23 protein-coding genes are annotated in these 20,654 nt (G+C 69.4%); 20 read left to right on the forward strand and 3 right to left on the reverse strand.

Annotated elements, in window-relative coordinates; genetic code table 11:
- The first annotated feature begins 125 nt into the window (after positions 1-125).
- From E3T25_RS15825 to E3T25_RS15865, 9 genes are all read left to right on the forward strand, one after another.
- The gene (locus tag E3T25_RS15825) at positions 126-1,283 is read left to right on the forward strand and encodes an NAD(P) transhydrogenase subunit alpha (protein ID WP_104099785.1); all 1,158 of its coding nucleotides are present in this window, start codon (positions 126-128) and stop codon (positions 1,281-1,283) included.
- The gene (locus E3T25_RS15830) at positions 1,283-1,606 is read left to right on the forward strand and encodes an NAD(P) transhydrogenase subunit alpha part 2 (protein WP_104099771.1); all 324 of its coding nucleotides are present in this window, start codon (positions 1,283-1,285) and stop codon (positions 1,604-1,606) included. Before E3T25_RS15825 ends, E3T25_RS15830 begins: the two co-directional genes overlap by 1 nt.
- Positions 1,603-2,976 (forward strand): NAD(P)(+) transhydrogenase (Re/Si-specific) subunit beta, encoded by a 1,374-nt coding sequence (locus E3T25_RS15835; protein ID WP_104099770.1) that lies wholly within the window; start codon positions 1,603-1,605, stop codon positions 2,974-2,976. Before E3T25_RS15830 ends, E3T25_RS15835 begins: the two co-directional genes overlap by 4 nt.
- A 103-nt stretch (positions 2,977-3,079) precedes the next feature.
- A complete protein-coding gene (locus tag E3T25_RS15840) occupies positions 3,080-3,691 on the forward strand; it encodes a hypothetical protein (RefSeq protein WP_134342720.1) in 612 nt (203 codons plus the stop codon).
- A gap of 215 nt (positions 3,692-3,906) precedes the next feature.
- A complete protein-coding gene (locus E3T25_RS15845) occupies positions 3,907-4,500 on the forward strand; it encodes a copper resistance CopC family protein (RefSeq protein ID WP_134375317.1) in 594 nt (197 codons plus the stop codon).
- Positions 4,501-4,570: 70 nt separating this feature from the next.
- Positions 4,571-5,116, forward strand: coding sequence for a copper chaperone PCu(A)C (locus E3T25_RS15850; RefSeq protein WP_134375319.1), 546 nt, complete (start codon positions 4,571-4,573; stop codon positions 5,114-5,116).
- A 44-nt stretch (positions 5,117-5,160) separates the two neighbouring features.
- Positions 5,161-6,375, forward strand: coding sequence for a Dyp-type peroxidase (locus E3T25_RS15855; RefSeq protein WP_420898251.1), 1,215 nt, complete (start codon positions 5,161-5,163; stop codon positions 6,373-6,375).
- A gap of 87 nt (positions 6,376-6,462) precedes the next feature.
- A complete protein-coding gene (locus E3T25_RS15860) occupies positions 6,463-7,062 on the forward strand; it encodes an HdeD family acid-resistance protein (RefSeq protein WP_104099766.1) in 600 nt (199 codons plus the stop codon).
- Positions 7,059-7,313, forward strand: a complete 255-nt coding sequence (locus tag E3T25_RS15865; RefSeq protein WP_104099765.1) for a hypothetical protein — start codon at positions 7,059-7,061, stop codon at positions 7,311-7,313. The genes E3T25_RS15860 and E3T25_RS15865 overlap by 4 nt, the downstream gene beginning before the upstream one ends.
- 112 nt (positions 7,314-7,425) lie before the next feature.
- Here E3T25_RS15865 and purB read toward each other — a convergent pair whose 3' ends face one another.
- Positions 7,426-8,808, reverse strand: a complete 1,383-nt coding sequence (purB, locus tag E3T25_RS15870; protein ID WP_134375321.1) for an adenylosuccinate lyase — start codon at positions 8,806-8,808, stop codon at positions 7,426-7,428.
- Positions 8,805-9,332, reverse strand: a complete 528-nt coding sequence (locus tag E3T25_RS15875) for a low molecular weight protein-tyrosine-phosphatase (protein WP_104099783.1) — start codon at positions 9,330-9,332, stop codon at positions 8,805-8,807. Before E3T25_RS15875 ends, purB begins: the two co-directional genes overlap by 4 nt.
- A 141-nt stretch (positions 9,333-9,473) precedes the next feature.
- On the opposite strand from E3T25_RS15875, the gene E3T25_RS15880 reads away from it, so the two are divergent.
- Positions 9,474-9,839, forward strand: coding sequence for a hypothetical protein (locus tag E3T25_RS15880; protein WP_104099763.1), 366 nt, complete (start codon positions 9,474-9,476; stop codon positions 9,837-9,839).
- Positions 9,836-11,338 carry a hypothetical protein gene (locus E3T25_RS15885; protein ID WP_134375325.1) on the forward strand — a complete coding sequence of 501 codons (1,503 nt, stop codon included), beginning with the start codon at positions 9,836-9,838 and terminating at the stop codon, positions 11,336-11,338. Before E3T25_RS15880 ends, E3T25_RS15885 begins: the two co-directional genes overlap by 4 nt.
- Positions 11,339-11,356: 18 nt before the next feature.
- On the opposite strand, the gene E3T25_RS15890 is transcribed toward E3T25_RS15885, so the two are convergent.
- On the reverse strand, positions 11,357-11,749 hold the full coding sequence (locus tag E3T25_RS15890) for a phage holin family protein (protein ID WP_104099761.1): 393 nt from the start codon (positions 11,747-11,749) through the stop codon (positions 11,357-11,359).
- A gap of 99 nt (positions 11,750-11,848) precedes the next feature.
- Between E3T25_RS15890 and E3T25_RS15895 the strand changes: the two genes are divergently transcribed.
- From E3T25_RS15895 to E3T25_RS15935, 9 genes are all read left to right on the forward strand, one after another.
- Positions 11,849-12,952 (forward strand): histidinol-phosphate transaminase, encoded by a 1,104-nt coding sequence (locus tag E3T25_RS15895; RefSeq protein ID WP_134375327.1) that lies wholly within the window; start codon positions 11,849-11,851, stop codon positions 12,950-12,952.
- A 40-nt stretch (positions 12,953-12,992) separates the two neighbouring features.
- Positions 12,993-14,084 (forward strand): thiamine pyrophosphate-dependent dehydrogenase E1 component subunit alpha, encoded by a 1,092-nt coding sequence (locus tag E3T25_RS15900; RefSeq protein ID WP_134375385.1) that lies wholly within the window; start codon positions 12,993-12,995, stop codon positions 14,082-14,084.
- A 119-nt stretch (positions 14,085-14,203) separates the two neighbouring features.
- Positions 14,204-15,163 (forward strand): alpha-ketoacid dehydrogenase subunit beta, encoded by a 960-nt coding sequence (locus E3T25_RS15905; protein ID WP_233191201.1) that lies wholly within the window; start codon positions 14,204-14,206, stop codon positions 15,161-15,163.
- A gap of 51 nt (positions 15,164-15,214) precedes the next feature.
- Entirely contained in the window at positions 15,215-16,591 is a 1,377-nt protein-coding gene (locus E3T25_RS15910; protein WP_134375329.1) for a dihydrolipoamide acetyltransferase family protein, read from the forward strand.
- A gap of 74 nt (positions 16,592-16,665) precedes the next feature.
- Entirely contained in the window at positions 16,666-17,685 is a 1,020-nt protein-coding gene (locus E3T25_RS15915; RefSeq protein ID WP_198412275.1) for a metal ABC transporter substrate-binding protein, read from the forward strand.
- A 7-nt stretch (positions 17,686-17,692) separates the two neighbouring features.
- Positions 17,693-18,484 carry a metal ABC transporter ATP-binding protein gene (locus tag E3T25_RS15920; RefSeq protein ID WP_104099757.1) on the forward strand — a complete coding sequence of 264 codons (792 nt, stop codon included), beginning with the start codon at positions 17,693-17,695 and terminating at the stop codon, positions 18,482-18,484.
- A 1-nt stretch (position 18,485) separates the two neighbouring features.
- A complete protein-coding gene (locus E3T25_RS15925; protein WP_134375331.1) occupies positions 18,486-19,445 on the forward strand; it encodes a metal ABC transporter permease in 960 nt (319 codons plus the stop codon).
- A complete protein-coding gene (locus E3T25_RS15930) occupies positions 19,445-20,251 on the forward strand; it encodes a metal ABC transporter permease (protein ID WP_104099755.1) in 807 nt (268 codons plus the stop codon). The genes E3T25_RS15925 and E3T25_RS15930 overlap by 1 nt, the downstream gene beginning before the upstream one ends.
- Positions 20,248-20,643 (forward strand): Fur family transcriptional regulator, encoded by a 396-nt coding sequence (locus E3T25_RS15935; protein ID WP_134375333.1) that lies wholly within the window; start codon positions 20,248-20,250, stop codon positions 20,641-20,643. Before E3T25_RS15930 ends, E3T25_RS15935 begins: the two co-directional genes overlap by 4 nt.
- Positions 20,644-20,654: the final 11 nt, after the last annotated feature.

Here is a 20,654-nt window from a genome sequence, read left to right on the forward strand (position 1 = left end):
AACGCGGTCATATTCTCCGGGCGGCACGCGAATCCCACTACGCTACGAACGGGGACGAAAGTGCCGTGCAAGCGTTCGGATCGGTCCGTTCTCGCTCGTGGCCGTTCGCCACGAAGGAGACGCGCGTGAGAGTCGGCATCGGACGAGAACGCCTGCAAGGTGAGCGCCGCGTCGCGGCGACCCCCGAGACAGTGACCCAGCTCACAACCCTTGGACTCGAGGTCCTGGTTGAGTCCGGTGCGGGCGCCCCTTCCGGTCACGGCGACGCCGCCTACACGGATGCCGGTGCCGCCGTTGTGCCGCACCTCACCCCGGGCGACCTCGATGTCTACTGCCACGTGCGCCCCCTCGCCCCGGAGTTCGCGGCTGCTCTCCGCCCCGGCACGATTACGGTCGGCCTGGCGTCGCCGGCCTCCGAGCTGGCCACCGTCGCCGCCCTGGCCGCGGCCGGCGCGACGGCCTTTGCCCTCGAGCTGGTTCCGCGCATCTCGCGCGCCCAGTCGATGGACGCGCTCACTAGCCAATCGCTGGTCTCCGGCTATCGCGTAGTGCTCGAGGCGGCCATCCGATTCCCCCGCTTCTTCCCGCTCTACATGACCGCGGCCGGTACGATTCCGCCGGCTCGAGTGCTCGTGCTCGGGGCCGGCGTGGCCGGACTGCAGGCAATCGCCACGGCCAAGCGCCTTGGTGCCCGGGTCTCGGCCTACGACGTGCGCCCGGCCTCGGCCGATGAGGTCACCTCCATGGGTGGCACCTTCGTCGACCTCGACCTGGACGCCGTCGAGGGTACGGGTGGCTACGCCCGGGAGCTGAGCGTAGACCGTGCCGTGCGCCAGCGCGAACTGCTTGCACCCTACGTGGCCGCAGCCGACGTCATGATCACCACGGCGGCCATCCCCGGTCGCGCGGCCCCGCTGCTCGTCACGCACGAGATGGTGGCCGCGATGCGTCCAGGCTCGGTCGTGATCGACCTGGCCGCCGAGACCGGCGGGAACGTCGAGGGTGTTCTCGCCGGTGTGGACACCCTGGTGCCCACCCAGGTCGGTGACGGCTCCGTCACGCTCGTGGGCATGAAGGACGCCCCCTCCACGATGCCGGCGGACGCCTCGCGGCTTTTCGCCAAGAACGTGGCCAACCTGCTCGCTTTGATGACCGTCGACGGCACGGTGACGCCCGACTTCACGGACGAGGTCGTCGCCGGGGCCTGCCTGACGCATGACGGCACCATCCGGCACGAACCCACGGCCGCCGCCGTGGCCGCCGCCGCGACAGGAGAACACTGATGGATCCAATCACCCTGCTGACCGTCGTCGTGCTGGCGGTTTTCGTCGGCTTCGAGGTCGTCTCGAAGGTCTCGAGCACCCTGCACACCCCACTGATGAGCGGGGCGAACGCCATCCACGGCATCATCCTGATCGGAGCCATCATCGTCGCCGGGCAGACCCTGGAGCCGTGGCTGCTCGCGGTCGCCCTGCTCGCCGTGGTGATGGCCACCGCGAATCTCGTCGGTGGCTTCGTCGTGACCGACCGGATGCTCAAAATGTTCGCCCCCCGCAAACCGGCCGGCGCCGGCCCGAAGACCGATCCGAAGGACGCGACGAAATGAGCCTGCTCAGCCCCGAGTGGACCAGCCTGCTCTACCTGATCGCCGCGGTCTGTTTCATCTTGGCCCTGCGCGGGCTCTCCTCGCCGAAGACCGCCCGCCGCGGCAACCTGATCGGGGCCGCCGGCGCGCTGCTGGCCGTGATCACCGTCTTCCTCTCCGCCCGGATCGAGAACATCCCGGCCATCCTCATCGCCATCGCGGTGGGGTCGGCGATCGCCGCCCCCATTTCGCGGCGCGTGGAGATGACGCAGATGCCCCAGCTCGTCGCGCTGTTCAACGGCGTCGGCGGCGGTGCCGCGGCACTGGTCGCCATGCTGGAGCTCGGCAGCACCGACAGCCCGTGGAGCAAGGTGGCCGTGGTCTTCACGATGCTCATCGGCGCCGTCTCGTTCTCCGGCTCCGCGGTCACCGTCGGCAAGCTGCAGGGTCTGATCAGCTCCAGGCCTCTCATCTTCCCGGGCCTCGCGATCGTGATGGGCGGCATCGTGCTGGCCGCCCTTGTGGCCGGGGGCTTTGTCGTTGCCACCGGTGCGGCCGGTTGGGCTATCGGTCTGCTCGTGCTGGGACTGCTCGTCGGGGCACTGCTCGTGCTCCCCGTCGGTGGAGCCGACGTGCCGATCGTGATTTCCCTGCTCAACGCCTTCACCGGACTGGCCGTCGCGGCCTCCGGCATCGTTCTCGGCAACCTGCTCCTTGTGGTGGCCGGCACCCTCGTGGGCGCCAGCGGCACGATCCTGACCCGGGCGATGGCATCCGCCATGGGTCGCGGCGTGAACGGAATCCTGTTCGGGGCGTTCAAGGGCGGTTCCACCGCCGGGTCGACCGCCCAGAGCGACCGGCCCGTGCGCAGCTCCAATGCGGAAGACGTCGCGGTGCTGCTCAACTACGCCCAGCGCGTGGTCATCGTGCCCGGCTACGGCCTCGCCGTGGCGCAGGGCCAGCACACCATCGCCGAACTCGCCACCACCCTCGAGGCGCGCGGTATCGAGGTCGTCTTCGCCATCCACCCGGTGGCCGGGCGCATGCCCGGGCACATGAACGTGCTTCTCGCCGAGGCGAATGTGCCCTATGAGGCGCTCAAGGAGATGGCCGAGGTCAACCCCGAGTTCAAGAACACGGATGTCGCCCTCGTCGTCGGCGCCAACGACGTGGTCAACCCGGCCGCGAAGACGTCGCCCGGCTCGCCGATCTACGGCATGCCGATCCTCGACGTCGGTGATGCCCGGCAGGTGGTGTTCCTCAAACGGTCGATGCGTCCCGGTTTCGCCGGCATCGAGAACGAGCTGCTCTACGACCCGAAGACGACGCTGCTGTTCGGCGACGCCAAGGACTCTCTGACGAAGGTGCTCGGCGCGGTCAACGCGCTCTGAGTTCGGTGCCCGCCCGGCCCCGGCGCACAGGTCAGGGCGGTAGGGTTCAGTCAGGGATCCGACCCTGATCCCGATCGGGGCGGTTCCGGTGCGAGGGAGGGCCATGACGAGCAGGTGGGCGCGATTCGGTCGCGGATGGCTGACCGCATCCGTCGCCGTCTTCGTCGCCGCCCTCTCGCACATCGCCGGCGGCGGCAACGCTCCCGGCTGGCTCAGCGTGGGTCTGGCCCTCGCCTTCGCGGGGATAGCGTCCGTACTGTTGGCCGGCACAAGCTTGTCGCTATTGCGTCTCTCCCTCTCCGTCGGGGTCAGCCAGCTTCTGCTGCACGTTCTGTTCGGCCTCGGCGGGGCCTCGAGCACGACGATGACGAGCACCTCCCATCACGGAGCCGTCACCCTGGCGGACGCGACCCCCCACCTGATGCACGCGGTCGGCGCCCTGCCTGGTGGCTGGATGTGGGTGGCACACGCCTTGGCCGCCCTCGTCACCATCGCCGCCCTGTACCGCGGCGAGAAGACGTTCTGGGCGCTGCTTGAGGAGACGACGATCCGTCTCATCGCGGTCCTGATCGAACGCCTCGCTCCGGCGCAGATCGGAACGAATGCGGCGACGCTGCGCCCTGCTTTCCGCCGGGTCTTCGTTCCTGCCGATCTCGGCGTACTGCTCTCCAGTGCGCTACGCCGCGGTCCGCCCCCGCGCGCCCTGGCACCGTGAGGCTCTGACCTTCTTACTCGTGCGCTCTGATCCCGATGCGCTGCACCCTGCGCGCGACCCGCTGACCCGCTGACCCGCTGACACCTGGCCCGAGTGATTCCGTTCGACCTCGGTGAGGTCGACGGCGTCTGCGCACCCGGCCACCGGCACGTCTGTGCCCGGTGAATCTGCCGTCGCACCGCCCCATCTCTTCCCTCCACGAATCGGAGATTTCAATGATTTCTGCCCAACCGCGACGCCCGGCAGCCGCCGTTTTCCTGACCCTGGCCGTGATCGCTCTGTCCATATTCAGCCCGGTGGCTCCGGCGGCCGACGCCCACGACCAGGTGGCGTTGACCGTGCCGGCCGACGGTGCGAACGTCGACCTCGCTCCCGCCGAGATCGCCATCACGTTCACGGACGACATCCTCGAGGTCGGCGCCATCGTCATGGTTGTCGATACCGAGGAGAAGAACTGGGCAGAGGGCGACATGCGGCTCGACGGGCCGCAGGCCACCCAGCCGGTGGCGGCCGACCTGCCCGACGGTGCCTACGACGTGCGCTGGCGGGTCGTGTCCGCCGACGGTCACCCGGTCTCTGGCGCCTTCGCCTTCACCGTGGGCGCCGCGGCCCAGCCTCGATCACAGTCGACTGCGGGTGCAACCGCGGCGCCGGACCCGTCCGGCGAGGCGACATCCGCCGCCTCGGAAGAGACCGCCGACGGAACGGGACTCTCGGTGGTCGCGGTGGGGCTCTTCGGTGCCTTCGGTGGACTGGCCGCCGTCGCCCTGTTCATTGCCTGGCGAGCCAGGCGCCGCGGCAACCCGTGAAGCACCTGAAGCACCTGACACGCCGCATCGTTTCCCGAGCACCCAACGCACCAGACCAGGAGAACCCCTCATGAAGCTCAACACCGTTCCCACCCGATTCGTCGTTGCCGCCGCCGCTCTGATGCTGGCCCTCTCGAGCTGCGCCGGCGCGACCGAGGCACCCGCGGCGACGACCGACAGCGCCACCTCGGCCGACACCCTGGCCATGACGGATGCCTGGGTCAAGGCGAGCGAGTCCGGCATGACCGGCGCCTTCGGCCTGCTCGAGAACTCCGGACCCGACGACATCACGGTCGTCTCAGCCGAGACATCCGCAGCCTCGATGATCGAACTTCACGAAACCGTGGCCAACGACGCCGGCGACATGGTCATGCAGGAGAATCCGGATGGCTTCGTGGTGCCGGCCGGCGGCTCCATCGAACTCATCCCTGGCGGCCGCCACATCATGCTGATGGGGCTCACCGGCCCGCTCGCCGCCGGCGATGCGGCCGCCTTCACCCTCGACCTCGCCGACGGGTCGAGCTTGGACTTCTCAGCCCCGGTGAAGGACTACACCGGGGCCAACGAAACATACGAGGGCGACACCGAAATGGACATGGATACCGACAGCCAGTGAGTTCCCTCACAGAGAATGAACGGAGTGGACCGCCCGAATCGTCCGTGCAGTCGGGCCGCCGGCTCAGCCGGCGCCACCTTCTTCTGGGTGGTGCCGCCGCCGGGATCGGTGCGGCCGGAGCCATGGGCATCGACCTCGTGGCCAAGGCCGGGATCGGCGGCTCTGCGGCTCCATCGGTACCGCTCTTTCGCGGCACCGACGCCGTTCCCTTCTTCGGGGTGCACCAGGCCGGGGTGGACACCGACCCGCAGGCCCGGGTCACGTTCGTGGCGCTCAACCTGCCCGCGCAGATCGACCGGGCCGCGCTGCGGCGGATGATGCGCATCCTGACCGACGATGCCGCCCGGCTCACCCAGGGCGAGGGCGCCCTGGCCGACTCGGAACCCGAGCTGGCCGTCGTGCCGGCCCGGCTGACGGTCACCTTCGGCTTCGGGCCCGGCCTCGTCGCCGTCGCCGGGGGAGAGGCTCCCGGCTGGCTGAGGTCCCTGCCCGCGTTCACGATCGACCGGCTCCAGCCGGAGTGGAACGACGGTGACCTGCTGCTGCAGATCGCCGCCGACGACCCGATGACGGTCGCCCATGCTACCCGGATGCTTCTGAAGGACCTGCGCTCCTTCGCGTCGGTGCGGTGGGTTCAGTCCGGCTTCCGCCGAGCAGCCGGTTCGGAGAAGCCCGGCACCACCATGCGCAACCTGTTCGGCCAGGTGGACGGCACCGCGAACCCGTCCGCCGGAACGGCCGACTTCAATGCCCTGGTCTGGGGCACGGCCTCCGGTCCCGGCTGGCTGGTGGGTGGAACCAGCCTCGTCCTGCGCCGGATCAGCATGAACCTCGACACGTGGGACGGGCTCGACCGCTCGGGCCGCGAGTCCGCGGTCGGACGCACTCTCGCCGTCGGGGCGCCGCTCACGGGCACGAAGGAGCGCGACGAGCCCGACTTCACGGCGACGAACGCGCTCGGGTTCCCGGTCATCCCCGAGTACTCCCACCTGCGTCGCGCCCGGTCGGAGGACCGGTCCCAGCGCATCCACCGCCGCGGCTACAATTATGACGACGCGCCTCAGGGTTCCGGCGTCTCCAACTCCGGACTGCTGTTCGCGTCTTTCCAGGCGGATGTCGACGCGCAGTTCGTGCCCATCCAGCAGCGCCTCGACACCCTCGACCTGCTCAACCAGTGGACCACCCCGATCGGTTCCGCAGTGTTCGCGATTCCGCCGGGATGCGCAACGGACGGCTACATCGGCGACACCCTGTTCTGACCGATCTGCGCACCGGGGCCCAGCGGGCGGCCAGGACCGCCCGCGTAGACTGTATTCGTCTCAACCCGCAATGAAAGAGGTCGTCGCGTGGCGAACGCCCAGGCTCCACACTCCACCACCGGCCGGTACTGGCCGGTGCCGGTGCTGCGGGCCGCCCTCACCCTTGTGCCGGCGGCCGCGATTACCTTCAACGCCGATCATTCGGCGGAATTCGGCCTTCTCGTGTTCGGCGTCTTCGCGCTTCTCAGCGGCCTCACGGTGGGTCTGCTCAGCCGGCGCACGCTGGCCGATCCGCGGGAGCGGTCCCTCTTTGTGGTGCAGGGCGCCGTTGGTGTCGCCGCCGGCCTCCTCGCGCTGCTCTTCCACGCGGGCGGGCTCGGTTTCTTCCTCCTCCTGGTCTCGGTCTGGGCGGCGGTGACCGGTTTTCTCGAGCTGTACAGCGGCATCCGTGCGCGTCGGCGCGACCCGGCCGACCGTGACTGGCTGCTGGTCGGCGCCGTCACCGCCCTGCTGGCCGTGATCTTCCTGCTGCTGCCGCCCAACGCAGTGGTGTCGGTCGGCCTGTTCGGCGCCTACCTCGTGATGCTCGGCGTCTACCTCGCCATCGCCGGGTTCTCCCTCAAGTGGTCCGGCACGGATGCCGCCCGCGCCCTCACGGCCTCACCCAACGATTCGGACACCCTGTGACCCAGAACACCCCGCGCACGCCCAGCCGTTCCGAGAAGCTCAAGCCGATCGAACTCGTCGGCTTCTCGGCCGTGATGGCCGTGTTCCTCGGCCTGGTCGTGCTGATGAGCACCCGGGACGTGGTGCTGGCGTTGATCGGCTTCGGCGGCACGTTCATCCTCGTGCTCGTCGTGATCGCGATGCTCGTGCTCGGCATGAAGCCGAACCCGGCCGAGAGGTCCGACCTCGACGAGCAGGACCGCGGCCTCTGAACGGAGGCGCCGTGCGTACTCCGACGCCACGAGCATTCTGACGCCGCGCGTGGGGTGCGCTGCTGCGCACGTGGCACGCCACCAGCGGAACGGCGCAGCACCCGCGCAGCCGCTAGGTCAGGTAGTCGAGAAGCGGGTCCGCGAGACCCACGTAGCTGCCCGGGGTCAGATCGAGCAGCCGCGCCTTGGCGGCGTCGCCGATCTCCAGTTCGGTGACGAAGGCCACCAGATCGTGCCGGTTGATCCGCTTGCCCCGGGTGAGTTCCTTGAGCAGGGCGTAGGGGTCCTCGATCGTAGAGCGCCCCGCCGACACCTCGGCGCGGATCACGGTCTGGATCGCCTCGCCGAGGATCTCCCAGTTGGCGTCGAGGTCGCGGGCGAGCATGGCGCGGTCGATGTCGATTTCGCCGAGGCCGCGCAGGATGTTGTCGAGGGCGAGCAGGGAGTGTCCGAAGCCCACGCCGATGTTGCGCTGCGTGGTGGAGTCGGTCAGGTCGCGCTGCAGCCGCGAGGTCACCAGTGTCGCCGCGAGCGAGTCGAGGATCGCGCTGGACAGCTCGAGGTTGGCCTCCGCGTTCTCGAAGCGGATGGGGTTGATCTTGTGCGGCATGGTCGATGAGCCGGTGGCCCCGACCTGCGGGATCTGACGGAAGTAGCCGAGCGAGATGTAGGTCCAGACATCCGTCGCCAGGTTGTGCAGCACCCGGTTCGCGTGGGAGACGCGCGAGTAGAGCTCGGCCTGCCAGTCGTGGGGCTCGATCTGGGTGGTCAGCGGGTTCCAGGTGAGCCCGAGGCCCTCGACGAAGCCGCGCGACACGGCCGGCCAGTCGACGGCGGGATCGGCCGTGACGTGGGCGGCGAAGGTGCCGGTGGCACCGCTGAATTTGCCCAGGTACTCGCTGTCCTCGACCTGCTGGGCCAGGCGCTCGAGCCGGTAGACGAAGACCGCGAGCTCCTTGCCCACCGTGGTGGGTGTCGCCGGCTGGCCGTGTGTGCGGGCCAGCATGGAGTCGGCGCGGTATTCGAGGGCGCGTAGGCGCAGGGCGCCGATGACGGCGCGGAATTTGGGCAGCCAGACCTCGCGCACAGCGTCGCTCACGGTCAGCGCGTAGGACAGGTTGTTTATGTCCTCGCTGGTGGCGGCGAAGTGGGTGAGCTCGCTGATGTGGTCGAGGCCCAGCGTGCTCAGGCGGCGGCGCACGAGGTACTCGACGGCTTTCACGTCGTGCCGGGTGGTGGCTTCCAGCACGGCCAGCTCGTCGATCTCGGTCTGGCCGAAGTCGGTGACCAGAGCGCGCAGGCCGAGCTTCTGCTCCGCGTTCAGCGGTACGGAGCCGAACAGGCTGCGGTCGGTGAGGGTGATCAGCCATTCCACCTCGACCTGCACCCGGGCCCGATTGAGGCCTGCCTCGGATAGGTACTCGCCCAGTTCGGTGACGGCGGCGCGGTAGCGGCCATCGAGTGGGCTGAGGACCTGGGGCGGTAACGGACTCATCGGACTCCCTGTCGGATTGCGGGTGCAAGTTGCGCGAAGAGCGCTTCATTTGCGCTTTCAATCATGCCAAGAACCGTGTCAAAGAAAGCATCGTCGGAATAGTAGGGGTCGGGAACGTCCAGCAGGGCAGCCTGGGCCGCATCGAAACTGAGCAGCAGGCGCACCTTGCTGCGGTCACGCTCGGTCGTGGCCCAGTTGCGAAGGATGCGTTCCTGCGCGCGGTCGAGCACCACGACGAGGTCGAGGTCGGCAAACCACTCGGGGTCGAACTGGCGGGCCCGATGATGCCTGCCGTCGTAGCCGCGGGTGGCCAGGGCGGCGATCGTGCGCTGATCCGCCTGCTCGCCGACATGCCAGTCGCCGGTGCCGGCGGAGCTGGTGGTGATCAAACGACCCAGGCCGGAGCGCGTGATCAGATCGCGAAGCATGACTTCGGCCATCGGCGAACGGCAGATGTTCCCGGTGCAGACGAAAATAATGCGGAACGGTGTCGACTCATCGGGTGTGATCGACACAATGTCCATCTCCCCATTGTGTTGCACCCGGCCCCCTCCCCAGCCGCCGTCGTGCGGCATGTTCCGTGAACTCTCGGATTCATAGCGACCACGTCTGCCGGGGGTGGCACGCTCACTGGCAGCGAATCCGCAGCGCGCAGAAGGGCGGAGATGGAGATTCCGGGCGGCACCAGCTCGACTTGCACGATCGTGACTCATTACGCGCTGGAGGCGCGCCTCGACGAACTTCGGCAGCGACGGATGCTGCTGCGCCTGCTGCGCGACGACGTCGACATGGCGGCGGGCCGGCTCACGGCCGGCGACCTGACCGGCTCGTGGCGCTCAGAGGCCCAGCGGAACTACGACCGTCAGCGCAGCGACCTCGCCGGCGAACTCCGCCGAGCCGCCGGGCTCCTCGACGCCGCTCTCACCGAGGTGGTGGCCGCGATCGATCAGGGCGGGGCTGCTCTGGCCGAGGCCCGGGCGCCGATCCCGACCCTGGCACCCGGCCCGGCTCCAGCCCGGGCGGTGCGATGACGGGGGAGCAGCCTGGCGGCCCCGGCGACACCCTGATCGTGTCCGGCGGCGGGAGCACGCTCGTCGCCACCGACACGCTGCTGGCCGAGGCGGCGCGGCTGCGGCTGCTTCAGGGTGACGCCGAGGACTGGCTGGTGCGGGTGGCGCGCATCCAGGCACTGGATTCCGACCAGCCCCTCGGTCCGGTGATGAGCCTGCCCAACGCCGGGATGAACGTGTTCGCGGCCCGCTCCGCCCTGGAGCGAGTCGCGGAGCGCAGCCAGACCCTCGCCGACGCTCTCATCGCGGCGGCGGAGGGCTACGGCAGGGCCGAGCGCCTGCGGGACTGGGGAGCAAGCCTCTCCGGGGCCTGGCTGGGCTCCACCCTCGGGCTGCTGGCACCTCTTCTGGCCCTGGCGGCCGTGCCCGGCCTCACGGTCGGCGTGGTGGGGTTGGTGCTCGGCGGTCTGCTCACCGGCCGGCGTCCGGGAGACGCGCCCGCCGAGATCGGCGCCTGGGTCCACGCGCATCCGCGGGCCCTGACCAACCCGGTCCTGGTCGAGGCGGTGCGGGTGATCGTCTCCTCGGCCGACGACGCGGCCACCGGTCGTGCCGGGGTGCCGTTCCCGGTGTCACTGGCCCTCGGCGACGAGGGCCTCGGCCTGCTCGGTGTCACGACGACCGCGGCGGGCCTGGTCGGGCTCGCCCGCCCCCTCGGCCTGCTGCGCGAGACTCCCGTGTCGGTGGAGCGGCTCGACGGTGGGACCCGCCCCCTCGGCCCGCCGCCTGCGGGTGCCGCGCGGCCCGGCGCCGCTCTCCCCGGCCGACCCGTCGCTCCGCCGGCCGGCTTCGAGGACCTGGCTGCCCGCATCCCCTCGGTGTCGGAGGACGCCCCGCAGGTGCGCATCGAGCGTTATGGCGGTCCGGACGACGCATCCTGGGTGGTCTACATCGGCGGCACCGCGGCGTGGAGTCCGGTCGCCGGTGAACAACCGTGGGACCTCACCTCCAACCTCGTCGCCCTCGCCGACCAGGGCTCCGGCTCCTATCGGGCGGTCGTCGATGCCCTGCGGGAGGCCGGGGTGGCGCCGGGCGACCCGGTGGTTCCGGTGGGTCACTCGCAGGGCGGGTTGGTCGCGGCGCAGCTCGCGGCGTCCGGGGACTTCAACACCGTCGCGGTGGCGACCTTTGGGGGACTCACCGCCCAAGTGGCCCTGCCCGCAGACGTGGAGGCCGTCATGGTCGAGCACACCGACGACCTTGTCCCTGCCCTGGGGGGAACGGCCACCGGCGACGATGAGCGCCTGGTGGTGCGCCGCGAGGTGTTCGCTGAGACGGAGGTGCCGGTCGACCGGCCGCTGCCGGCTCACGCCCTCACCACCTACCGGGAGACCGGGCGGCTCATGGACGGCTCCGAGGAACCACGATTACAGGAGTTCCGGGAGACCCTCGGGAAGATCCTCGGCAGGGAAGCTGGCGAGTCCTCCCGGTGGCGGGGCTTCCGCCTGGCCGACGGCTGACCCGACGGCTGGAGATCGCTACGAGCGGGGGGTGACCGGTCGGATCAGCACGCCGAGAATCCAGCTGATGATGCCCAGCACGAGTGCGCCGAGCACACCCCACCAGAAATCGTCCACCACGAGCCCGAAGCCGACCAGGCCCGAGAACCAGGCCACGATCATCAGCAGGAAACCATTCACGATCAAGGAAATCAGGCCGAGCGTGAGGATGTAGACCGGGAACGCGACAACCCGCACGAAGCCGCCGATCACACTGTTGACGAGGCCGAAGACCAGCGCGACCAACAGATAGGTGGCGATCAGGGCGGTCGTGCCCTCGGCGAACGGATCGACCCGCACCCCGCTGACGAGCAGGGTCGTGAGCCACAGGGCGACGGAGTTGAGGATCAGCTTGATCAGGAATCTGGCCATGACTCCACTATGGCATCGCCGGTGACTGGTCGCACGGATGGGCCAGCCCCGGGCCTAACCATGCGGCCACGTGAATATGCCGCGGCGTAGAATCGCCGAGTGAGCCCATCAGACCCGCCCTCGGTCCGCCTGCGCCCCGAGATTGTCGCCCTCCCGGCCTATCGGCAGGGTCAAGCTGCCGCAGCCAGCGCGTTCAAACTCTCGAGCAACGAGAACCCCTTCGATCCGCTGCCCGGCGTCATCGCCGCCGTGAACGCCGAGACCGCGTACAACCGGTACCCGGATGCCTCGGCGCTGGCCCTGCGCGAACGGCTGGCCACGCAGTTCGGCCTGAGCGTCGACGAGGTGCACATCGGTGCCGGCTCCGTGGCCCTCCTGGCCCAGCTCATCCTCGCCGCCGCGGGACCGGGTGACGAGGTGCTCTACTCGTGGCGCTCCTTCGAGGCCTACCCCGGTCTGGTCACCGTCGCCGGTGCCACGAGCGTGCAGGTTCCGAACCGGGCCGACCATGGCCACGACCTGCCCGAGATGGCCACCCGCATCACGGACCATACCCGCGTCGTCATCATCTGCAGCCCGAACAATCCGACCGGGACTGCCGTCACGGGCGACGAGTTCGAATCGTTCATGGCCGTCGTCCCGCCGGACCTCCTCGTCATCCTCGATGAGGCCTACTGCGAGTTCGTCACCGACCCCGAGGCGGTCACCGGCCTGCCACTGCTGTCCCGGTTCCCGAACCTGGTCGTGCTGCGCACTTTCTCCAAGGCCTACGGCCTGGCCGGCCTGCGCGTCGGCTACGCCCTCGGTCCCGTCGCCGTGCTCGATGCGGCGAGGTCCACCGCGATCCCGCTCTCGGTCACAGGTGTTGCCGGCGCGGCCGCGATCGCCTCTCTCGACGCCGCCGACCAGCTGCTGCGGCGGGTGCGTGCCCTGACCGAGCGGCGCGACCGGGTCTGGCGCCTGCTGAGCGAGCAGGGCTGGAACATTCCGGTGCCTCAGGGAAACTTCATCTGGCTGCCCACCGCTGAGGACACCGCCGACATCGCCGATGTCCTGTCGGCCGTCGGCCTGATCGTGCGCCCGTTCCCCGAGGGCATCCGAATTTCGATCGGTGAGGAAGAATCCGTGGAGAAGCTCCTGGGTATTTGCGCCGACATTGTTGACGATCTACCAACGGGGCACCCTGCCCGAGGGCTAGGTTAGTACGGTGTCAGCGACCCCGAGTGCCTCTCCCACGGTGCGAATGCTCTCCCCGGAGGGTGTCTTCGCCCCGAGCGATTCCGCGGCCGAGTTCCTGCCCTACCTCGATCGACTGACCGAGGCCGACCATCGGCGGTTCTACCGCGACATGGTGGTGGTGCGCCGGTTCGACACCGAGGCCGCGAACCTGCAGCGGCAGGGCCAGCTGGCCCTCTGGGTGCCCAGCCACGGCCAGGAGGCCGCCCAGGTCGGCTCCGCCTACGCAACCCGGCCGCAGGACCACGTGTTCCCGTCCTATCGCGAGCACGTTGTCGGCATGATCCGCGGACTCGACCCCGTCGATATCCTGCGGATGCTGCGCGGTGTCACCCTCGGCGGCTGGACCCCCGAGGACCACGGCAACTTCCACCTGTACACCCTTGTGCTGGCCTCGCAGACCCTGCACGCCACGGGCTACGCGATGGGCATGCAGCTCGACGGCGCGACCGCGACCGGCAATCCCGAGACCGACCAGGCCGTCATCGTGTACTACGGCGATGGAGCTTCGTCGCAGGGCGACGCCAACGAGGCGCTCGTCTTCGCCGCCAGCTACCAGACCCCGCAGGTCTTCTTCCTGCAGAACAACCACTGGGCCATCTCAGTGCCCGTGACCCGGCAGTCCCGCACTCCGCTCTACCTGCGTGCCGCCGGCTTCGGCATGCCCGGCACCCAGATCGACGGCAACGACGTGCTCGCCAGTTTCGCGGTGACGGCCAAGCACCTCGACGACGCCCGCGCCGGCCACGGCCCCGCCCTGATCGAGGCCCTGACCTACCGAGTCGGTGCCCACACCACGGCCGACGACCCCACCAAGTACCGCGACCCGGAGCAGCTGGCCTACTGGGTGGCCCGCGACCCGATCGTGCGCTTCCGCAGCTACCTGCAGGGCCTGGGCGTCGAGCAGGAGTTCCTCGACGCCGTCGACATGGAGGCCGACGACTACGCCGCGGATGTGCGCCGCCGGGCCCTCGACATCCACTCCCCGGAGAAGGCTGTCATCTTCGACAACGTCTACGCCGAACCCCACCCGCTGATCCAGGAACAGAAGGCCTGGCTCGACCACTACGAGGCATCCTTCGAAGGAGGCGACGCGTGAGCGACACGATCGTGACGAGCACCACCGGCCTCGCCACACCGACCACCGCGATGCCGACCCCGGAACACCCGGCCGCCGCCAAGCGGGCCATTCCCGGCACCGGAACGGCGAACCTGCCCATGACGAAGGCCCTCAACGCGGGCCTGCGCCAGGCCATGCGCGACAACCCCCGGGTGCTGATGATGGGCGAGGACATCGGCCCGCTGGGCGGGGTCTTCCGCGTCACCGAGGGTCTGATCGCCGAATTCGGCGACAAGCGCGTGCTCGACACCCCGCTGGCCGAGTCCGGCATCATCGGTACGGCCATCGGCCTGGCCCTGCGCGGCTACCGCCCGGTCTGCGAGATCCAGTTCGACGGGTTCGTCTTCCCCGGCTTTGACCAGATCACCAGCCAGCTGGCGCGGATGCGCAACCGGCACGAGGGTGAGGTCTCCATGCCCGTCGTGATCCGCATCCCCTACGGCGGCCACATCGGGTCGATCGAGCACCACCAGGAGAGCCCGGAGACGTACTTCGCGCACACGCCGGGCCTGCGCGTGGTCAGCCCGTCGAACCCGCACGACGCCTACTGGATGTTGCAGGAGGCCATCGCCTCCGACGACCCGGTCATCTTCTTCGAGCCCAAGAGCCGCTACTGGCCCAAGGGTGAGGTGAACCTCGCCGAGAGCGGCACGCCCCTGCACGCCAGCCGCGTGGTACGCAGCGGCACGGATGCGACGGTCGTCGGCCACGGCGCCATGGTCAGCGTCCTGCTGCAGGCGGCGGATCTCGCGGCGGCGGAGGGAACCAGCGTCGAGGTCATCGACCTGCGTTCAATCTCGCCGATCGACTACGGTCCCATCCTCGCGTCGGTCGAGAAGACCGGGCATCTGGTCGTCGCCCAGGAGGCCCACGGCTTCGTCAGCGTCGGATCGGAGATCGCCGCGACCGTCATGGAGAAGGCCTTCTACCTGCTCGAGGCTCCCGTGCTGCGCGTCTCCGGTTTCGACACCCCGTTCCCGCCGGCCGCCGTCGAGACGCACTTCCTGCCCAGCCCGGACCGCGTGCTCGAGGCCGTCGACCGCGCCCTCTCCTACTGATATGAGTCGCACCAGGGCTTCTCGCCTCACCAATCGCAAGGAGCGTACTCGATGAGCGTGTCGAAATTCACACTGCCCGACGTCGGCGAGGGTCTCACCGAGGCCGAAATCGTGGAGTGGAAGGTGGCGCCCGGCGACACCGTGTCGATCAACCAGGTGCTGGTCGAGATCGAGACCGCGAAGTCGCTCGTCGAGCTGCCGTCGCCGTACGTCGGCGTGGTCGGGGAGATCCTGGTGAAACCCGGCACGACCGTCGACGTCGGAACGGTCATCATCACCATCGTGGCCGAGACCGTCGCCGTCGCGTCTGCGTCGAGCAGTGCGATCGCGAACCGCGCGGGCGAGCTGGCCAGCGCGGCAGCGGATGCCGGCTCCACCATCACGGACGAGCCGGCCGAGACGCCGGGCGCGGTCCTGGTCGGGCGCGGCGCCGCGGCGACCATGCCCACCCGGCGCAAGCGCCACGGGGTCACCCCCGTCGCCCACGAGTCGATCGCGCCGCCGCCCGTGCACCCCACGCGCCCGGCCACTTCGCAGCTCCCGCACCTGCCGCGCGCGGCATCCGCGGGCCCCGTCGTCGCCAAGCCGCCGATCCGCAAGCTGGCCAAGGACCTCGGTGTGGACTTGTCCCTGGTCGAGGCGACCGGCCCGGTCGGCGACGTCACCCGCGAGGACGTGCTGCGGGAGGCCACCCAGGCCAGCGTGTTCCGCAACATCCAGACGCCGGAATGGCCCAGCGACCGTGAGGAGCGCGTCCCGGTCAAAGGCGTGCGCAAGGCCATCGCCCAGGCCATGGCCTCCAGCGCCTTCACCGCACCGCACGTGAGCCTCTTCGTCGACGTGGACGCCACCCGCACCATGGAGTTCGTCAAGCGGCTCAAGGCGTCCACCGACTTCGCGGGCGTGCGCGTGTCCCCGATGCTGATCATGGCCAAAGCCATGATCTGGGCCGTGCGGCGCAACCCCACGGTCAACTCGGTTTTCACCGACGAGGAAATCGTGATCAAGCACTACGTGAACCTGGGCATCGCCGCGGCCACCCCCCGTGGGCTCATCGTGCCCAATGTGAAGGAAGCGCAGGACATGAGCCTGCTTGAACTGGCCCGCGCCCTTGAGAAGCTCACGCTCACCGCGCGGGACGGCAAGACCTCGCCGGCGGAGATGTCGAACGGCACGATCACGATCACCAATATCGGTGTCTTCGGCATGGATACCGGCACGCCCATCCTCAACTCCGGCGAGGCCGGCATCGTGGCCCTCGGAACGATCAAGCCCAAACCGTGGGTCGTCGACGGCGAGGTGCGGGTGCGTCAGGTGACGACCATCGGCGCGAGCTTCGACCATCGCGTGGTCGATGGGGATGTCGCGAGCCGCTTCCTGGCGGATGTCGCGAGCATCATTGAGGAGCCCGCGCTGCTGCTCGAGTAAGGTCCCGGAGGAGATCCCGGCGGCGGCTCTTATTGGTGTTGACAATCATTATCATTAGGCGTAACGTCGGCCCTGTGATCAACAATCGATTCGTCCTCACCGCCCTGGCCGCCGTTGCCTCGCTGACCATGGTCGGCTGCACTCCGACCGGCGGTTCGGCGGATGGCGCCGCCGCCGGCGACCTCAAGGTGGTCGCGACGACCACCCAGGTGGCGGACCTCACCCGCAACGTCGTCGGCGACACCGCGGGCGTAGTAGTGACCCAGCTCATCCAGCCCAACCAGAGCGCGCACAGCTATGATCCGTCCGTGGCCGACTTGACAGCCCTCGGTGAGGCCGATGTGCTCGTGATCAATGGGGTCGGCCTCGAGGAGTGGCTCGACGACGCAATCAGCGCCAGCGGTTTCGACGGCGTGACGATCGACTCCGACGAGGGCATCGAGATCCAGGACATCGCAGCCGGCGAAGAGGACCACGCCGACGACAAGGCCGCGACGGATGACGCCGAGCACTCCCACCAGGGCGGCAACCCGCACATCTGGACCGACGTGTCCAATGCCGAGACCATGGCCGTCACCATCGCCACGGGCCTCAGTGATGCCCAGCCGGACCTGGCCCCGGACGTCGAGGCCAACGCGACCGCCTACACCGGCCGGCTGGCCGAGCTCGACGACTGGATCCGTACCAACATCGACGCCGTGCCCGCCGAGCAGCGCCTGCTCGTGAGCAACCACGACGCATTCGGCTACTTCACCGAGGCCTACGGCATCACCTACGTCGGCTCCATCATCCCGAGCTTCGATGACAACGCCGAGCCCAGCGCCGCCGCGATCGACGAACTCGTCGACGCCATCACGGCCACCGGGGTCAAGGCGGTCTTCTCCGAGGCCTCGATCAGCCCGAAGGCCGCCGACACCATCGCCGGCGAGGCCGGCGTCAGCGTGTACTCGGGGGAGGACGCGCTCTACAGCGACTCCCTCGGTGCGCGGCACAGTGACGGCGCCACCTACATCAGTTCGCAGCTGCACAACGTCGGCCTGATCCTCGAATCCTGGGGAGCCGAGCCCACCGCGGTGCCCGCAGACCTGCGATAGTTAGTCAGTGATCGAGAACCCTTCTCAAGTACGGCCGAGCGCGCCTGTCGCGCTCAAGGTGGCGGGCGCCTCCTTTTCCTACGGCCAGAGCCCTGCCCTGGCCGACATCGACTTCGAGGTGCACGCCGGCGAGGCCGTGGCGCTGATCGGGCCCAACGGGTCCGGCAAGTCCACGCTGCTCAAGGGCATCCTCGGCCTGATCCAGCGCGTGAGCGGCACCGTCGAGGTGCTGGGAGCGGCAGCGGCCCCGGCCGGATCCATCGGTTACGTGCCGCAGGCCGACGAGATCGACCAGCAGTTCCCGGTCACGCTCGAGCAGGTCGTCATGATGGGGCGCTACCGCTCGCTAGGCTGGCTGCGCCTGCCCGGTAAGCGCGACCGTCAGGCCGTGGCCCGTGCACTCGACGCGGTGGGCCTCGCGCATCGCGCGAAAACCCGCTTCGGGGAACTCTCCGGCGGCCAGCAGCAGCGCGGACTGCTCGCACGGGCCGTGGCCGCGGGGCCCCGCCTGCTGCTGCTCGACGAGCCGTTCAACGGCCTCGACCAGCAGAATCGGGACGCGCTCGTGGGCACCGTCAAGCGTTTGAAGGAGGAGGGGGTGGCCGTGGTCGTCTCCACCCACGACCTCCAGCTCGCCCGCGAGGTCTGCGAACAGGTGTTGCTGCTCAATGGCGCCCAGGTGGCGTTCGGGCCGCGCGAGTCGGTGCTGATCCTGGAGAACGTGCAGCGCACGTTCCGAGAGGTCGGCGTGGAGATCGACGAGCACACCGTGGTTGTGCCCGGGCACACCGGTCACTGAGATGGACTTCCTCAGCCCGCTGATCGACGCCTTTGCCCTGCCGTTCATGACCCGGGCCCTCTTCGTGCTGGGTGCGCTCAGCCTGGTAGCCGGCGTCGTCGGGGTGCTGGTCAATCTGCGGGGCCTCGAGTTCATCAGCGACGGTCTCACCCACGCGGTCTTCCCCGGCATCGCGATCGGCTTCGTCTGGGGTGGGCGCGAGGGGCTGTTCGCCGGCGCGATGGTCGCCGCCCTGTTCGCGGCGGTCACCCTCACCCTGATCGTGCGCCAGTCCGTGTCCTCGGATGCCGCGATCGCCATCGTCTTCACCGCCATGTTCAGCGTGGGCATCATCCTGGTCTCCCGCGAGACGAACTACGTCGGCCAGCTGGAGCAGCTTCTCTTCGGCCGCCTCCTCACGGTCAGCCCGAATGAGGTCGTGCAGACCGTCGCCATCTGCCTCGTGGCGCTGGTCCTGATCGGGTTCACACTCAAGGAGGAGGTGTTCCGCGCCTTCGACCGGGTCGGCTTCGCCGCGGCCGGCTACCGCACGCTCGCGCTCGACCTCGTGCTCAACGTGGCCATCGCCCTCGTGGTCGTCGCGGCCTCCAGCGCCGTCGGCAACCTCCTCGTCCTGGCCGTGTTGATCGTGCCCGGCGCCGTGGCCCGGCTCATCACTGACCGGCTCTGGCTGCTGTTCCCGATCGCGGCCTGTTTCGCGGCCCTCGGTGCCTGGCTTGGGCTCGTGCTCGGTTTCCAGGCATCCGTGCAGGCCGGTCTCGACCTGTCCAGCGGCGCGACCGTGGTGCTGGTGCTGGTCGCCGGCTACGCCGTGGTGCTGCTGTTGCGCCTGTCCATCGACGGTCTTCGGCGGCTGGGTTCGCCCCGTCTTCGGCCGCAGCGCACCCCGCCGCCGCGCACCCCGCCGCCGCTGTCCCCGCAGCCGCACACCCCGCCGCCGCACGAACAGCTGGTGACGTGATGGGCTACTTCGAGAAGGCACTCCTCGCGGCCGCCGTGATCGGCGCCCTCAGCGGGCTGGTCGGATCCCTCGTCGTATTGCGCCGCCGCACTTTCTTCGCCCAGGCCCTCACCCACGCCACCTTCCCGGGCGCCGTGACCGCCACGATCGTCGGCGTGAGCATCCCACTCGGGGCGGCCCTGGCGAGCATCCTCATCGTCGGCATCATGACCCTGATCGGCCGGGTGAAGCGGCAGGGCACCCAGGTGGCGTCCGGCATCCTGCTCACCGCGGGCTTCGCGCTCGGCGTGCTTCTGCAGGCCCTCAACCCGTCGCTGCCGGTGCAGGTCGACTCCTATTTGGTCGGGTCAATCCTCACCGTCACGACCGGTGACGTCTGGCTGGCCGTCGGCGTGCTCGGGGTGGCCGTGGCCGTGATGGTGCTGCTGGGCAAGGAGATCCTGTTCTCTACCTTCGACCCGAGCGGATTCCGCGCCGCCGGATTCCGGGAATGGCCGATCGAGCTGCTCACCCTCGCCCTGATCACCGCCACCGTGGTCACCGCAATGCCGGCCGTCGGGGCGATCCTCGCGATCGCGCTGATCGCGGCCCCGGCCGCCGCCGCGCGCCTGGTCACGCGCACCGCCACCCAGATCCTGGTTCTCGCTCCGGTGCTGGGCGCGGCCGCCGGCCTGGTCGGAGTGCTCCTGTCCCGGGCGATCGACGTGGCCGCCGGGCCAGCGATCGCCCTCACCGCGGCCGTCTTCTTCCTGGTGGCCCTGGGCGGTCGCCGGCTGGTCCGGGCGCGGTTACGGTTGAAAGCATGAAGCGAAACACCTGGCAGCGCGAGGCCGTGCGCACCGCACTCAGCGACGCCGAGGGATTCGTCAGCGCCCAGGGTCTGCACGCCAGCCTGCACGCCACCGGTTCGCCCATCGGCCTGGCCACGGTGTACCGGGCCCTGGCCGACCTGGCCGGCGAGGGCGAGGCCGACTCGCTGCAGTCGCCTGACGGTGAGGCGCTCTACCGCGCCTGCAGCACGACCGACCACCACCACCACCTGATTTGCCGCAACTGCGGACTCACCGTCGAGATCGAAGCGGACGCCGTGGAAAACTGGGCCAAGAACGTGGCCGCCGAGCACGGCTTCAGCCAGGCCGCCCACGTGGTCGACGTGTTCGGTCTCTGCGCGGCCTGCTCCGCCGCATCCGTGGACTAGGCCCACCGCCG

It is taken from the genome of Cryobacterium sandaracinum (assembly GCF_004403415.1).
GTDB classification, from domain to species: domain Bacteria; phylum Actinomycetota; class Actinomycetes; order Actinomycetales; family Microbacteriaceae; genus Cryobacterium; species Cryobacterium sandaracinum.

What these genes read in the sequence shown, in the direction of transcription:
- E3T25_RS15830 (WP_104099771.1), top strand. Translation starts at nt 1,283, where the DNA reads ATGGATCCAATCACCCTGCTGACCGTCGTCGTGCTGGCGGTTTTCGTC.
- E3T25_RS15835 (WP_104099770.1), top strand. Translation starts at nt 1,603, where the DNA reads ATGAGCCTGCTCAGCCCCGAGTGGACCAGCCTGCTCTACCTGATCGCC.
- E3T25_RS15840 (WP_134342720.1), top strand. Translation starts at nt 3,080, where the DNA reads ATGACGAGCAGGTGGGCGCGATTCGGTCGCGGATGGCTGACCGCATCC.
- E3T25_RS15845 (WP_134375317.1), top strand. Translation starts at nt 3,907, where the DNA reads ATGATTTCTGCCCAACCGCGACGCCCGGCAGCCGCCGTTTTCCTGACC.
- E3T25_RS15850 (WP_134375319.1), top strand. Translation starts at nt 4,571, where the DNA reads ATGAAGCTCAACACCGTTCCCACCCGATTCGTCGTTGCCGCCGCCGCT.
- purB (WP_134375321.1), bottom strand. Translation starts at nt 8,808, where the DNA reads ATGAGTCCGTTACCGCCCCAGGTCCTCAGCCCACTCGATGGCCGCTAC.
- E3T25_RS15875 (WP_104099783.1), bottom strand. Translation starts at nt 9,332, where the DNA reads ATGGACATTGTGTCGATCACACCCGATGAGTCGACACCGTTCCGCATT.
- E3T25_RS15880 (WP_104099763.1), top strand. Translation starts at nt 9,474, where the DNA reads ATGGAGATTCCGGGCGGCACCAGCTCGACTTGCACGATCGTGACTCAT.
- E3T25_RS15885 (WP_134375325.1), top strand. Translation starts at nt 9,836, where the DNA reads ATGACGGGGGAGCAGCCTGGCGGCCCCGGCGACACCCTGATCGTGTCC.
- E3T25_RS15890 (WP_104099761.1), bottom strand. Translation starts at nt 11,749, where the DNA reads ATGGCCAGATTCCTGATCAAGCTGATCCTCAACTCCGTCGCCCTGTGG.
- E3T25_RS15900 (WP_134375385.1), top strand. Translation starts at nt 12,993, where the DNA reads ATGCTCTCCCCGGAGGGTGTCTTCGCCCCGAGCGATTCCGCGGCCGAG.
- E3T25_RS15905 (WP_233191201.1), top strand. Translation starts at nt 14,204, where the DNA reads ATGACGAAGGCCCTCAACGCGGGCCTGCGCCAGGCCATGCGCGACAAC.
- E3T25_RS15910 (WP_134375329.1), top strand. Translation starts at nt 15,215, where the DNA reads ATGAGCGTGTCGAAATTCACACTGCCCGACGTCGGCGAGGGTCTCACC.
- E3T25_RS15925 (WP_134375331.1), top strand. Translation starts at nt 18,486, where the DNA reads ATGGACTTCCTCAGCCCGCTGATCGACGCCTTTGCCCTGCCGTTCATG.
- E3T25_RS15930 (WP_104099755.1), top strand. Translation starts at nt 19,445, where the DNA reads ATGGGCTACTTCGAGAAGGCACTCCTCGCGGCCGCCGTGATCGGCGCC.
- E3T25_RS15935 (WP_134375333.1), top strand. Translation starts at nt 20,248, where the DNA reads ATGAAGCGAAACACCTGGCAGCGCGAGGCCGTGCGCACCGCACTCAGC.